This window comes from Desulfothermus naphthae (assembly GCF_054657475.1).
The window spans coordinates 1,304,802-1,318,389 of record NZ_BAAHYQ010000001.1; the positions used below are offsets into that span (position 1 = coordinate 1,304,802).

The window sequence follows — 13,588 nt, forward strand, 5'->3', positions numbered from 1 at the left end:
AAGGGGTTTTGATATGACAATGTTACTTTTTGGAGAGAGTTTAAATGTAATGGTAAAAAGGATAGGCAGGGCTTTTAAAGAACGGGATAAAAAGCCCATCCAGGAAGAAGCCCTTTTTCAAAAAGAAAAGGGCATGGACTATATTGATTTAAATATTGGCCCTGCAAAAAAGGATGGACCAGATCTTATGCAGTGGGTGGTTGAAACAGTTCAGGAAGTTGTAGATCTGCCTCTTCTTTTAGATACTACAAATATTGATGCAATCGAGGCTGGTCTAAAGGTTTGTGACAAACCACCAATTATTAATTCAATTATGTGCAGACCTGAAAGGTATGAAAAGATGTTACCCCTGGCTGCTGAATATAATGCAGATTTTGTGGCACTTATGTGGGGACCTGAAGGACTTCCAAGGGATGAACATGAAAGGGTAGCCCTTTGTGTTGAACTTTTAACAGCGGCAAATGCAGCTGGTATACCCAATGAAAAAATCTGGGTTGACGGAGTTGTAACCCCTGTAAATGTTCAACAAGACCATGCTCTTAAGCTCCTTAAATTTTATGAGATGTTATATGGCGAGGTAGCTGAGATGTTTCCAGGTGTGAGGTCCACATGTGGTCTTTCCAATGTGTCAAATGGGGCACCTGATCACTTACGGCCAATCTTAAATCAGACCTATGGTGTAATGCTCATGAAAAACGGAATGCAGTCAATTATTACTGATCCAAAAGACGACATATTAAATGCTATAGCAAGGGGTGAACGCCAGGATATAGTAGATGTTATCTATCAAACAATGGACGGTAATGAGCCAAAATTGGATGATCTCCCAAAAGAGCTTCAGGACTATGTAAAGACCACAAATGTCCTCCTTGGAAAAACTTTATACTCGGATTCCTGGTTAGAACTATAAATTTTTTTAGCTTCAATAAAAATTAAAAACCCTGTCCTTATTTACGTAAGGATAGGGTTTTTTTATAAGTGGATTTTCTGAAGATTTTTTGATATCATTTTATTGTTTTCACTTTTTTTGGGAGGATAATTTTATGCCTAGAATAGATGATTACAAAATGGCCAGGGCAAAAGCTATTGAAGAGTTAAAAAATGAGAGCTTTAAATACCTGGCAAATAGAAGTGGATTTAATATATCTGGCGAAAATAAAATGGAGATACCTTTTCTAGGGAGTATATATGAGCTTTCGTACCCTGATTTTCAATTTAAGAATAGAGAAGATGCAAATCAGGAGATTCCATTACCTGAACAGATATTAATATTACATTATTTACAGGGCAAAAAGCCCCTTGATATTTATGATGAATGGATTTCATATAGGGAAATACCAGGTGCGAGTTTTTATTTTGGGCCATTTACTGCCAGGGCAATAACTCCAATGGTAAAGGTCTTTGGAAATAATTTAGAGCTTTTTGAAAAAAGCTTTAATGTTTTAGACGGAAAAAGGATAAATGAAGGAGATATTGGATTTCTATATTACTTTTTTCCTTTTGTGCCTGTTAAATTGATCTTGTGGAAAGGAGATGAAGAATTCCCTCCATCTGGAAATATACTTTTTGATGCTAGTATATCAAATATTCTGTCCCCAGAGGATGTGGCATGGCTATCAGGAATGATTGTGTATAAATTAATTGGTATATCGAGAAATCTTTAAAAAAGGAGGAAAAGTCCCTGATGGATGTAAAAAAGGTCTATTATATTGAAGGCGATGGAATAGGTCCTGAAATATTTAGGGCAGCCAAAATGGTAATTAATAGGGCGGTGGATGTAACCTTTGGAGGGACAAAAAAGATTGAGTGGATAGAACTACTTGCAGGTGAAAAGGCATATAAAGAAACAGGTTCATATCTTCCTGAAGAAACACTCAAAACACTTAGAGAAGATGCCAAAGTAGCCATAAAAGGTCCTTTGACTACCCCTGTAGGCACGGGTTTTAGGAGTCTAAATGTGACACTTAGACAGACCTTTGATTTATATGCCTGTATTAGACCTGTTCGTTATTTTAAAGGACTCGAGACACCTGTGAAACATCCAGAGCTGGTGGATATGGTTATTTTTAGGGAAAATACAGAAGATGTGTATGCTGGGATTGAGTGGGAAGCCAAAAGCCATGAGGCAAAGAAATTAATTGAATTTATGAAAGATGAATTAGGTGTGGATGTTGACGGTAGTGCAGCAATAGGAATTAAACCTATAACTGAAAAAGGGTCAAAGAGACTTATTAGAAAGGCTCTCAGGTATGCCATAGAAAATAAGAGAAAAAGCGTTACCTTTATGCACAAGGGTAATATAATGAAATTTACAGAAGGGGCATTCTGTAAATGGGGTTACGAGGTTATTGAAGAAGATAAGTTTAAAAGATTTTGTGTTAAAGAAGGTGAGGAAAGTAATGGTGAGGACAAAATTGTAATAAAAGATAGGATAGCTGATAATATGTTCCAGCAGGTTTTAACCCGTCCAGCAGAATACGATATAATTGCCACGACTAATTTAAATGGAGACTACATATCAGATGCCCTGGCAGCTCAAGTAGGAGGACTTGGCTTGGCTCCTGGAGCAAATATTGGAGATGATCTGGCATTATTTGAGCCCACCCATGGTTCAGTTCCTAAAAGAGCTGGGACTGACACAGCCAATCCATGCAGTTTGATATTATCTGGTGGAATGATGTTAGAATACATGGGATGGAAGGATGCTTCTTTTAAGATACAAAAAGCTATTGAAAAGGCTATTTTTAAAAAAGAAGTAACTCAGGATCTGGCAAGGCTTATGGATGGGGCAAAGGTTGTAGGATGTAAGAGATTTGGGGAAATTATAGCAGAAAATATAGAATAACAGTATGATGGCCTGGGTTTGTTATTTACAAACTTAGGCCGAATAATTTTTATAATAACAATGCTGTTTATATAAAACAAGGTTCTTCCTATCAGAGCTATTCTTCTGGACTGATTAAGAGATCATCCCTTAGTTACGATAAAGCCAGTTGAAAAAACTACTTCAGTAGGGAGGGAAGTGATGTGAACATAAAAGAGAGAATGAAATATAGCAAGTATGAGAAAATAATAATAGCTTTTGTAGAAAAAGGAGGAATTATAATTACTTATAGTAGAGATAATAACCTTATTAAAATGCTTAATAGGTTATTATACAAACAACTTGCAATAAAAAAGAATTGTTTGATATCCTGTTATTCAAAAAAAGAATTAGTTTCCAAGATTAATGCGGAATTAAAGCTCAAACATAAAGTGATTTTATTTTTAGATAGAGTTTTTGATGGCTCTCAAACTACAAATTTATTAAGTTTTGTAAAGGAGAGCTATAAAGAAAAAGTATTCATTATAATGATAACCGATGAAGTGGAGAAAGAGGTTTTAATAAAATTTTACGAAATGGGGGTCAATAATTTTATAACAAGACCCTATAGCATGAATACCCTTATAGAAAAGATTGCCTTTACAGTAAAACCACCAACTAAGCTGGGGAAGATGATAGAAGAGGCAAAGGACTATTTAAATAAAGATAATTTAGAAGAAGCATTAAAAAAATGTGAAGAGATACTTAAGATAAAGCCAAATAGTCCAGCGGCCCTTATGATCAAGGGAGATATTTACAAAAAAATGCACGAGATAGAAAGGGCCAAAGAGTGTTATTTAATGGCACATAATGATCGGAAACTTTATTTAGAGCCATTAAAGAGACTAGTTGAAATTTGTAAAGAGACTGGTGATAAAAAGTCCCTTTTAGAATATCTAAAAAAATTAGATAAACTTAGTCCCCTCAATGTGGAGAGAAAGGTGGAAATTGGAACTATTTCTCTGGAATTAGGAGATAAGGAACAAGGAGAAAGATATTTAGATAGCGCCATAAGCCTTGCTACAAAACAACTAAAAGAAGAAATAGGGAATCTCGCATTAAAAATCGCGGATACACTTATGGAGATAGATACATCTCTTGCAGAAAAATATTATAGAAAGGCCTTGGATGTTAAAAAGATCCTTGATGTTAGTGACATTGAGACCTTAAATAGGCTGGGAATTTGTCTCAGACAACAAAAAAAGCCGGAATTGGCAATAGAAGAGTACAAAAGGGCCTTAAAAATAGATCCAGCTAATGAAAGAATCATGTATAATATGTCAATGGCATATTTAGAGGCAGGGGACGTGGAAAAGGCCAAAGGAATACTTAATGTACTTCTTAGGAGAAATCCTGATTTTGGTGAGGACAATGAGATTGTGTTATATAATATGGGTATGATCTTTTATAAAGCAAAAGACATGGAAAAGGCAATGGAATTTTTTAAAAAGTCTCTAAAAGCAAATCCAGATTACGAACTGCCCAAAAAGATTTTAAATAAAATTTTGAATAAATAACAATGTAAAATAAATAAAAATATAGACTCTTATTTTTTATCAAATCTAATAATACTTAAATCTGAGTTTAAATCATGTGGATGAGTTATATTTGTTATTAATTTAAGATAATACTCACTTAAATAATCATTAAATTTTTTGTACAACCGTTCAAATATATTTTTTGCCATATGCAGATCTCCTTTTGACAACAAATCTAGAGCTCTTTCAAAATCATTTATATCATCATTGGTTAAATCTAAATCAGTAATCAATTCATATAGCTTTACTGGTGAAGTTTTTCCTTTAACAATTACTTTTCCAATATATCTAATGAGAAAATCCTCTCGAGATAATTTTTTTGCTGTATATTCTGTCATTAATACATTGGTATTAAAATATTTATTAAGACCTTCAACTCTACTGGCTAAATTTACTGTATCTCCTATTGCAGTGTAATCAAATCTAGTTTTTGTACCCAAGTTACCAACCACTGCTTCACCAGTATTTATTCCAATGCCAACTCTTATTTGGGGGTAACCTTTCTTATTATAAATATCATTAAAATCTTTTACACATTCAATAATTTCTTTTGCCGATTTAACAGCTGCTTTTGCATGATCAGGAAGGTCAACAGGTACATTAAAAAGTGCCATTATTGCATCGCCTATATATTTATCTAACATTCCTTTATTTTTCAAAATAATATCCGTAACAGGACCAAAAAAGCTGTTTAACAGATTCACAAGATCTTCAGGGTTTAAATTTTCAGATATATATGTGAAGTCTCTAATATCCAAAAAAAGTACTGTAACTACCCTTTTCTCTCCCCCTAATTTGAGTTTTTCTGGAGATCTTAAAACCTCATTTACAAGTTCTTTAGCTATATAACTACTAAAGGCCTTTTTTAGATATCTAGATCTCTGTTCAATTACAAAATTTCTATAGGACTCAAGGAGAACAAAAGATAAAATAAACTGAACAAATGGATATATAGTAGCAATTCTTATATTATATGCTGAAAATAAATAAATATTAAAAAAAACATAAAGCACGCCAAATACAAAAAAATTCAAAAGAGAAAGAAGGGTATTTTTAGTCTTCATAGAAATAGTTGTAAGTATAACAGGAATAATAAGTAGGGATAAAATATCTATTAAATAGACATAAGTATTTCTGACAAGATAAAAATTTTGTAATATATTTGATGCCATTGTACAATGTACTTCAGTGCCTGGGAAATTGGGATCAGTTGGTGTAGGAACCAGATCACCTACAGCTTTTTCCGTTACACCCAAAAAAATCAATTTGTCTTTTAGAATATCTTTACTAACATGTCCTTGTAAAATGTCTATTGCAGATACATGTGGTATTGTATGTCCTTTTCCATAAAAATTTATAAGTAAACTTCCAGTATTTGATACAGGAATTTTTTTGTTATCAACCTTTAACTCAACAACTCCATATTTATCTATAATTACAAATATTGGCTGGGACAGGTAATTTGATATAGCTGCAAGAGATAAGGATGGCATTAAATATCCTTCAAAGGCTGCTATTAAATGCAATCTCCTCAATATTCCATCACTGTCAGGGAACACAGAAAAAAAACCCTTTCCAACACCAGCCGATGAAATAGGATAGATATTTGTTTCAGCTGTAGGAAAATTCTTGATAGGAATGGTATCGACCTCTCCTATCACTTGAATATTTTCAATACAATAATCAGGTAAATTTTTATTTGCTATATCCTTTTCATTTTTTTTCTCCTGACTTCTAAAGAAAAATCCCAACACCACTTTTTTTGAATCAGAAATAGCCTTTGTCAATATCTCGTCATCTTTTTTATTTGAATATTCAGAAAAGACCATATCCAAAGCTATGGTTTTAGCACCTAATTTATCTATTTTTTTTATTAACTGAGCAATAACACTGCGTTTCCAGGGCCACCTCCCAATCTTGTCTATACTTTTGCCGTCTATTTCAACTAATAGCACCTTGTTTGAAGGTTTCACTGTTTTTCTAAATCTAAATTTTACATCTTGTATCCTATCATCTATTGTTTGAAAAAATTCAAATTGTTCAAAATATAAAAAATAGCCACACAAAATTACAAAACAACATATAAAAAGATATATCCAATATTTTCTCATTTAAATATTACTTTTTCTTTTCTTTTGCCTTATTTATAAGTACCTTAATTTGATTTTTATATTTACCCTGTGGGAACAATTTATTATATAATTTAAAGTATCTATTAGCCATATCTAAATCTTTTATTTCTAAATAGATGAAACCCAGGTGGAAAATTGCATCTTCATAAAATTTGGTATCTTTATAATCAGTTGCAACTGTTTTTAAATGATCAATAGCTGAAGTATAATTATTTAAAAATTTGGTATCTATAATGGATTTTTGAAATAATATCTCGGCCTTTACATCTGAATTTGATGTGAATAAAAATGCTATATCAAGATATTTTAACGCTTCTTTAAATTGTTTTTTATCAACCAAATAACTTGTATAATTAATATTCCATCTGGCAATGATTTCCGGAAGTTCCTTTAATTTTTTCATCTCTTTTGGCACTACAATTCCCGTTACCTCATATAACATCTCATACATATTCCTCAATGTTTGGTCTTTTTCATAATTAATAGGTTGAATAGGAGCAATATTGACACCACTTTGTGACATTTCTTTTGATAGAATATCAACAGCTGAATTTAAATTTTTTAAAGTCACTACCCCCTCTTTAGTAAAAAGAACAGACGCGTTATCCTTAGAATATACAATAAATTCTGTTCCCTTGACACCTGCAACTCCGCCACCACTAACTACCTTAAATGCTTCATTGGGTTTTAACTTATGTATAATAGATCTAAAAACTCCACTTTTGATCTTCACTTTTGTTTTATCTTTTATTATTATATGACTATTTGGACCAATATACAGGGTATCTCCTTTTTTTGTTTTTATCTGTAAAGTGGAATTGGAGTCTGTTTTAATTATATCTCCTACATATATCCTTTGTTTTAACTGGATAGTACTATTATTTACTTTAGGACAACCCTTATATAAGATAACACGTCCAAATGGTATCTTTAACCATCCTCCATATCCAACAGATGTACAACAAAAAATAAATATCAATAGATTCACATATCTTTTCATAATAAAACTCCTTTTACAGATATTTGCCTGTGATTGATCTAGGATTGTTTTTTATCTCCACGGGAGAACCTTTTGCAATTATTTCTCCTCCAAATTCACCACCGCCAGGACCTAAATCAAACACATAATCACTTGCCCTAATCACATCTAAATTGTGTTCAATTACTATCACACTTGCCCCTTTATCCACTAGTTGATGGAGAACTTCAATGAGTTTTCCAACTTCATGCATGTGCAATCCAGTAGTTGGTTCATCTAAGATGTATAGATTCCCAGGCAAATTTCTTTTGCTTAGTTCCCTACTTATCTTTATCCTCTGTGCCTCGCCACCAGAGAGTGTAGTGGCAGGTTGACCCAACTTTATATATTCAAGCCCCACTGCTTCTAATATTTCTAATTTTCTCTTTAATACCTGGTGGTTTTCAAAAAATTTCTTTGCCTGTCTTACAGTTAAATCTAGCACTTCTGCAATATTAAGTCCTTTATATCTTATATCTAATGTCTCTTTATTATATCTTTTTCCTTTACAAACATCGCATTTAACATAAACATCTGGTAAAAAATGCATCTGTATCTTAATGTAGCCCTCTCCTTCACACCTCTCACATCTCCCACCTTTTAGGTTAAAACTAAATCTTCCTGGTTTATAGCCCCTTTGTCTTGCCTCCTTTGTCTTTGAGAATATTTCACGTATATGATCAAATACTTTGGTATATGTAGCAGGGTTGGAGCGTGGTGTCCTTCCAATTGGAGATTGGTCTATAAAAATTACATTTTCAATCTTCTCCACCCCCTCTATGCCCTGAATCTTTCCTGGATTTTCAACAGCCTGTCCCTTTGATAAGAGCAGGTGTTTATACAAAGTATCACAAATTAAAGAACTCTTTCCTGATCCTGAAACTCCAGTAACACATACCAGAACTCCAAGGGGAATGTCTATATCAATATTTTTCAAATTATTTGTACTAACACCCTTTAATTTTAAAAATCCCCTTGGAATCCTATTTTTAGATATAAAATTAATTTTTAAATCCCCTCGCAAATACTTTCCTGTCAATGTGCTTGCTTTATACAGTCCATCTAAATCTCCAAAATACACCACTTCCCCACCAAACATACCTGAACCTGGTCCTAATTCAATAATATAATCAGCTTCATTAATTGTATCTTTGTCGTGTTCAACAACAATTACACTATTTCCTTTATCTTTTAATTCTTTTAGGGATTTTAATAATCTTTTATTATCTCTTGGATGTAATCCTATGCTTGGTTCATCTAAGACATATATAATACCTTCCAGTCCAGAACCCAGCTGCCCAGCCAGCCTGATCCTCTGGGCCTCGCCTCCCGATAATGTGGACATTTCCCTTGATAATGAAAGATAATCAAGTCCTACCTGAGTCAAAAATTTGAGTCTTGATTTTATCTCCTTTATAAGGGGGTCTGCTATCTTTGATTCCATCCCCATGAATTTAATGGTATTCACCCACTCATATAAGCGCCTAATAGACCATGAACATACATCAAATATTGAAGCCCCATATATTTTTACAGACAGAGCCTCTTGTTTTAATCTACTCCCCTTACACACTGGACAGATGACCTTATGTCTATACTTTGAGAACTCATCCCTCCACATAGAACTTCCTATATAATTTTTACCCTTTTCAATGAGAGAAATCACACCTTCCCACCCAATCCCTCTATCACCAAAAAAAATTTTATCTTGAATCTCCTTTGACAACTCACCAAAGCCTTTTTTTAGGTCCTCTCCATATTTTTCAAAAATTTTTATCAAAAAGGGTTTAACTTTTGAGAATAGTCTGGGTTTTCTTAAGGGCAATATAGCTCCCTCTAAAACAGAAAGTCCTTTATTTGGAACCATAAGGTCTATATCAAATTGTTCAACTGCTCCAATTCCAAGGCAATGGGCACAAGCCCCTTGTGGACTGTTAAAAGAAAAAAGTTGTGGAGTTAATTTCGGAAAATTCCTGTTACATCTAGGACAAACTGCCTCTGTTGAATAGAAAACTTCATCACCCTCTATATATTTAATTACAACCTTCCCATCTCCCAATTTTAAGGCCAACTCTATTGAATCAGATAGCCTCTTTCTGATATTGTCTCTTAAAATGAGCCTATCTACTACTACTGAGATACTGTGTTTTTTGTTTTTATCTAGCTCTGGGGTATTGTCCAAAAGGTATAAATGACCATCAACATACACTCTTACAAATCCTTGAGATCTGAGTTTTTTAAAAAGGTCTACAAAACTTCCTTTTTTATATTCTACTAAAGGTGCCAGGATCATAAATTTATACATCTGTTTTTGCGATAAAATAGAATCTATAATCTCATCAACACTTTGGGATTTGACTTCAATACCACAATCTGGACAATATATCTTCCCTACCCTGGCAAACAATACCCTTAGATAATCATATATCTCTGTAACAGTTCCAACAGTGGATCTTGGATTTTTTAAAATATTGTGTTGCTCAATTGCTATAGAAGGGGTAAGTCCTTCTATTTTTTCCACTTTTGGCTTTTCAAGTTGAGGTAGAAATTGACGGGCATAGGGTGATAGGGATTCCACATAACGCCTCTGTCCTTCTGCATAAATAATATCAAATGCCAGAGTAGATTTACCTGACCCACTTGGTCCACATATTACTATAAATTTATCCTTTGGGATATCAATATTAATAGATTTTAAATTGTGATGGGTGGCATTTCTAATTTTTATAAATCGGACCATTCTGAGAAGTCCCTGAAAGATATCTTTTGAGGAAATATTTAGATTAAGTTCTGGGTTCAATGTTCAAGGTTCTGGGTTCCTTAAACATTGAACATTGAACGTTGAACGTTGAACTATGTTATCCCCAACTACTATGACTAATTATCGGACAAGAGGGAATCTCTGTGTTGAATGTATGCATTTCTAACAGCAATATATGGATCCATTGCTGAAGATTTTAAATCTTCATATTCTCCAAGGTGAAGAGATAAATAGTTTAACTTTTCTCCTCCTTTAATTCCATAGGAAGCATAGGCTGGTTCAACATAAGTAATAGGATTTAAAAAATAATCTCCAATAGTCCCTACACCATCTCTTAAAGAAGATGGTCCAAAAACTGGCAACACAAGATATATTCCATGACCAAGGCCCCATTTACCTAGGGTAAGGCCAGTATCTGCTTTAGGTGGTTTTTTTAAGGACTTAATTCCAGAAGCAGGGTCTAAAAGCCCCCCAAAGCCCAGAGCGGTGTTTATTATCAAACGACAAGTGGCCTTAAAAAAGTTTACAAACTTAAATTCTAAAATGTAATTAACAGCTCTAATAGGATATTTTATATTTGTAAATGCCCTGGATATACCTTGTCTGAAGTTTAGAGGTACTATCTCTGAATATGTTTTTGCTACAGGTTTAAAAAAATAAAAATACAATTTATCATTTATTTTAAACATGACACGGTTGACAGATTCTAAAGGATCACTCACTGTTTTTGTGTTTTCCTCACTGTATTCAGACTCTATTTCTGAGATAATGTCGTCATAGTTTGAGTCATTTTTTATTGCAAATGCAAAATTAGAAAAAGAAAAAATTAAGAATATTATACAAAAAACAATTTTTTTATTAATCCGCATAGAATATTCCTTTATTGCACATAAGATAAATAGATCTTATTTTAAAACAACCAGTATTAAATTTTTTCTTACACTTAATATCCTTTAACTTAACCCTTAACTCATCAATAACTTCTTTAGGTGATTTTTTTAACAACATATCTTTAAACTGACTTCTATAATTTTTTATTAAACTAACTCCTTCTACATATACATCATAAATTTTCCATTTTTTCCCTAAGAATACAAATCTATAATTTACAGGTATGTATTTATCTTGATATTTTATTTCTGTTCTTACTTCGGCCTTTCTACTGGAAAATATTGTCTGGTCAATGATTTTAATATTATCTTTTGGAAATTTTTTAATATCTTCAACATGAGTTAAAATTTTGTCAAAATAATTTTGCGCAAGTAATTCAATAAAGAGACACTCAAATTCTTTTTGTTGAGCCTTTGATAACTCCCTATAATGTCTTCCTAAAACCATTCTGGACATTATGTCAAAGGCAAAGATGTCCTTTGCAAGGTCAATTAATTTATTTTCAAATTCCAATTTGTACTCTGTTGAATTAGTCGGATTATCATAGGTTTTAAAAACTTCAAGGGTTTTATCAATATATTTTTTTAATGTATCAGAAGGCTCATTGGCAAAAGATGCAGAAGAAAAGAGAAAAAAGAAAATAAAAATAAATATTCCTATTCGTTGCATAAACAAATCTCCCCTTATTTTTTTACATTGCCAAAGACATATTTGCTCACAAGTTCCTCAAAATCTACTGGTGGTTCAGTATCAACAATAATGTCGCCAGGAGAAAGATATATATCGGATCCACCAGGTGAGATACTTATATATTTGTCGCCTATTAGGCCATTTGTTTTAATAGAAGCAATAGAGTCGTCGCTCAATTTTATATCTTTTCTAATCTCCATTACAACTATTACATAAAAGTCCTTTGGGTTTAAAATAATATCCTTTACTCTACCTACCTCTACTCCAGATATTCTAACTTCATTTCCTGTTTTAAGACCTGTTATATTACTGAACCTGGCTTTTATTGAATAATACTTACTCCCAATAAGCTCCATTTTTCCCAGTTTTATGGTTAAATATCCAACACAAAGAAGGGAAATAAAAACAAAGATTCCTGCTGTTAATTCAATATAATATTTTTTATCACCCATAGCTAAAATCCCTCATTTTTTCCCACAAAGTAATTTTACAAGCAAAATCCTACTTTCCTTTGCCTCATCTATTAATTGTTTTAAAGACTTTTCCTTGTCTACTAATGTATATCCTCCATAGATAGCAAACTCTACACATGAGTCGGAATATGAATTTGAATGCATAAAATCTCTATGTTTGAGATTATTTTCAATCATTTTAAAATGAGTTTTTATTTTCGCTGGTTCTGTCTCATTCACTAGTGAAACCACCTTGTTAATCCCATATTTACCCATTGCCACAATCATAGACCCACAACTTTTTCTGCATGTTGAAGCTATCTCACAAACAATATTATATGGAGTAATATAACCAACTTTTTCTATAAGATCATTGTATCTATCGATTTCAAACAAAATAAAGGAGATTCTTCTGGCTTTTTCTCTTCTTATTTTTTCAAAAAATTTCTCAAAATCTCGACTTGTCATCATTCCAGCAGCGTCATTTTTGAGAAATTCCAGGCTATTTATGAATTCATGTACAACAGGATGGACACAATTTTCAAGTTCCATTGGTGTTCCTTCAAAGATAATTTTGCCTTCATCAATCACTGCAATTCTGCTGGAGATATAAAACACGTGTGGCACATCGTGGCTGACCAATACCGCAGTAAAGCCGAATTCCCGCTGTTTTCTGAGTATCATCTCCAACACACTATTTCTACGAATGGGATCAAGACCAGTAGTTGGCTCATCAAATAAGACCACCTTTGGATCAGTAACCACAGCTCGTGCAAGGGCCACTCTCTTTTGCATACCCCCAGAAAGTTGAGATGGATATTTATTTTCCTGTCCTGCAATATCCAAGGTCTCCATAACATTTAAGACCCTTTTTTTAATTTCTTTATCTGACATATTGGTGGTTTCCACTAGGGGAAGAGCAATATTTTCATAAATTGTCATGGAGTCAAAAAGGGCATTATTTTGAAACATAAAATTGATTTCTTTCTTTAATTTCTTCCACTTAGATTTGGGCATATTATGTATAGAATGCCCTCTATAGAGGATATCTCCTCTATCTGGTTTATCTAGACCAATCATTAGTTTTAGAGTAACACTCTTTCCCACCCCACTTTTTCCAATAATAGTGGTAATTTCAGAAGGATATACCTTTAAATTTACGCCATTTAAAACAATTTTATTGCCGTATCTCTTATGAACATTCCTAAATTCAATAAGTGGAGTCTTCATATTAAATCTAACC

Annotated in this window: 11 protein-coding genes; 4 read left to right on the forward strand and 7 right to left on the reverse strand. The window is 32.9% G+C overall.

From position 1 onward, the window contains the following. Positions 1–13: 13 nt before the first annotated feature. The 4 genes from ACYQ1E_RS06345 to ACYQ1E_RS06360 all read left to right on the forward strand — a co-directional run bounded on the left by ACYQ1E_RS06345 (position 14) and on the right by ACYQ1E_RS06360 (position 4,380). The gene (locus tag ACYQ1E_RS06345) at positions 14–910 is read left to right on the forward strand and encodes a dihydropteroate synthase (RefSeq protein WP_459876708.1); all 897 of its coding nucleotides are present in this window, start codon (positions 14–16) and stop codon (positions 908–910) included. A 133-nt stretch (positions 911–1,043) separates the two neighbouring features. Continuing rightward, complete coding sequence (locus ACYQ1E_RS06350) at positions 1,044–1,664, forward strand: DUF3786 domain-containing protein (RefSeq protein WP_459876711.1); 621 nt, start codon at positions 1,044–1,046, stop codon at positions 1,662–1,664. 20 nt (positions 1,665–1,684) lie between these two features. Further along, complete coding sequence (gene icd / locus ACYQ1E_RS06355) at positions 1,685–2,845, forward strand: NADP-dependent isocitrate dehydrogenase (protein ID WP_459876714.1); 1,161 nt, start codon at positions 1,685–1,687, stop codon at positions 2,843–2,845. Between the two features lie 182 nt (positions 2,846–3,027). Then, positions 3,028–4,380 carry a tetratricopeptide repeat protein gene (locus ACYQ1E_RS06360; protein WP_459876717.1) on the forward strand — a complete coding sequence of 451 codons (1,353 nt, stop codon included), beginning with the start codon at positions 3,028–3,030 and terminating at the stop codon, positions 4,378–4,380. A 29-nt stretch (positions 4,381–4,409) separates the two neighbouring features. On the opposite strand, the gene ACYQ1E_RS06365 is transcribed toward ACYQ1E_RS06360, so the two are convergent. The 7 genes from ACYQ1E_RS06365 to ACYQ1E_RS06395 all read right to left on the reverse strand — a co-directional run bounded on the left by ACYQ1E_RS06365 (position 4,410) and on the right by ACYQ1E_RS06395 (position 13,575). After that, entirely contained in the window at positions 4,410–6,512 is a 2,103-nt protein-coding gene (locus ACYQ1E_RS06365; protein ID WP_459876720.1) for a CHASE2 domain-containing protein, read from the reverse strand. Positions 6,513–6,519: 7 nt separating this feature from the next. Beyond that, positions 6,520–7,533, reverse strand: a complete 1,014-nt coding sequence (locus tag ACYQ1E_RS06370; RefSeq protein WP_459876723.1) for a FecR domain-containing protein — start codon at positions 7,531–7,533, stop codon at positions 6,520–6,522. 13 nt (positions 7,534–7,546) lie between these two features. Next, on the reverse strand, positions 7,547–10,291 hold the full coding sequence (gene uvrA / locus ACYQ1E_RS06375) for an excinuclease ABC subunit UvrA (protein WP_459876726.1): 2,745 nt from the start codon (positions 10,289–10,291) through the stop codon (positions 7,547–7,549). A gap of 137 nt (positions 10,292–10,428) precedes the next feature. Continuing rightward, positions 10,429–11,181 carry an MlaA family lipoprotein gene (locus ACYQ1E_RS06380; protein ID WP_459876729.1) on the reverse strand — a complete coding sequence of 251 codons (753 nt, stop codon included), beginning with the start codon at positions 11,179–11,181 and terminating at the stop codon, positions 10,429–10,431. Next, on the reverse strand, positions 11,171–11,872 hold the full coding sequence (locus tag ACYQ1E_RS06385) for an MlaC/ttg2D family ABC transporter substrate-binding protein (protein WP_459876732.1): 702 nt from the start codon (positions 11,870–11,872) through the stop codon (positions 11,171–11,173). Before ACYQ1E_RS06385 ends, ACYQ1E_RS06380 begins: the two co-directional genes overlap by 11 nt. A gap of 14 nt (positions 11,873–11,886) precedes the next feature. Next, positions 11,887–12,345 carry an outer membrane lipid asymmetry maintenance protein MlaD gene (gene mlaD / locus ACYQ1E_RS06390; RefSeq protein WP_459876735.1) on the reverse strand — a complete coding sequence of 153 codons (459 nt, stop codon included), beginning with the start codon at positions 12,343–12,345 and terminating at the stop codon, positions 11,887–11,889. 12 nt (positions 12,346–12,357) lie between these two features. Continuing rightward, the gene (locus ACYQ1E_RS06395) at positions 12,358–13,575 is read right to left on the reverse strand and encodes an ABC transporter ATP-binding protein (protein ID WP_459876738.1); all 1,218 of its coding nucleotides are present in this window, start codon (positions 13,573–13,575) and stop codon (positions 12,358–12,360) included. Positions 13,576–13,588 lie beyond the last annotated feature (13 nt).

What these genes read in the sequence shown, in the direction of transcription:
- ACYQ1E_RS06385 (WP_459876732.1), bottom strand. Translation starts at nt 11,872, where the DNA reads ATGCAACGAATAGGAATATTTATTTTTATTTTCTTTTTTCTCTTTTCT.
- ACYQ1E_RS06345 (WP_459876708.1), top strand. Translation starts at nt 14, where the DNA reads ATGACAATGTTACTTTTTGGAGAGAGTTTAAATGTAATGGTAAAAAGG.
- ACYQ1E_RS06380 (WP_459876729.1), bottom strand. Translation starts at nt 11,181, where the DNA reads ATGCGGATTAATAAAAAAATTGTTTTTTGTATAATATTCTTAATTTTT.
- uvrA (WP_459876726.1), bottom strand. Translation starts at nt 10,291, where the DNA reads ATGGTCCGATTTATAAAAATTAGAAATGCCACCCATCACAATTTAAAA.
- ACYQ1E_RS06350 (WP_459876711.1), top strand. Translation starts at nt 1,044, where the DNA reads ATGCCTAGAATAGATGATTACAAAATGGCCAGGGCAAAAGCTATTGAA.
- mlaD (WP_459876735.1), bottom strand. Translation starts at nt 12,345, where the DNA reads ATGGGTGATAAAAAATATTATATTGAATTAACAGCAGGAATCTTTGTT.
- ACYQ1E_RS06370 (WP_459876723.1), bottom strand. Translation starts at nt 7,533, where the DNA reads ATGAAAAGATATGTGAATCTATTGATATTTATTTTTTGTTGTACATCT.
- ACYQ1E_RS06365 (WP_459876720.1), bottom strand. Translation starts at nt 6,512, where the DNA reads ATGAGAAAATATTGGATATATCTTTTTATATGTTGTTTTGTAATTTTG.
- ACYQ1E_RS06395 (WP_459876738.1), bottom strand. Translation starts at nt 13,575, where the DNA reads ATGAAGACTCCACTTATTGAATTTAGGAATGTTCATAAGAGATACGGC.
- icd (WP_459876714.1), top strand. Translation starts at nt 1,685, where the DNA reads ATGGATGTAAAAAAGGTCTATTATATTGAAGGCGATGGAATAGGTCCT.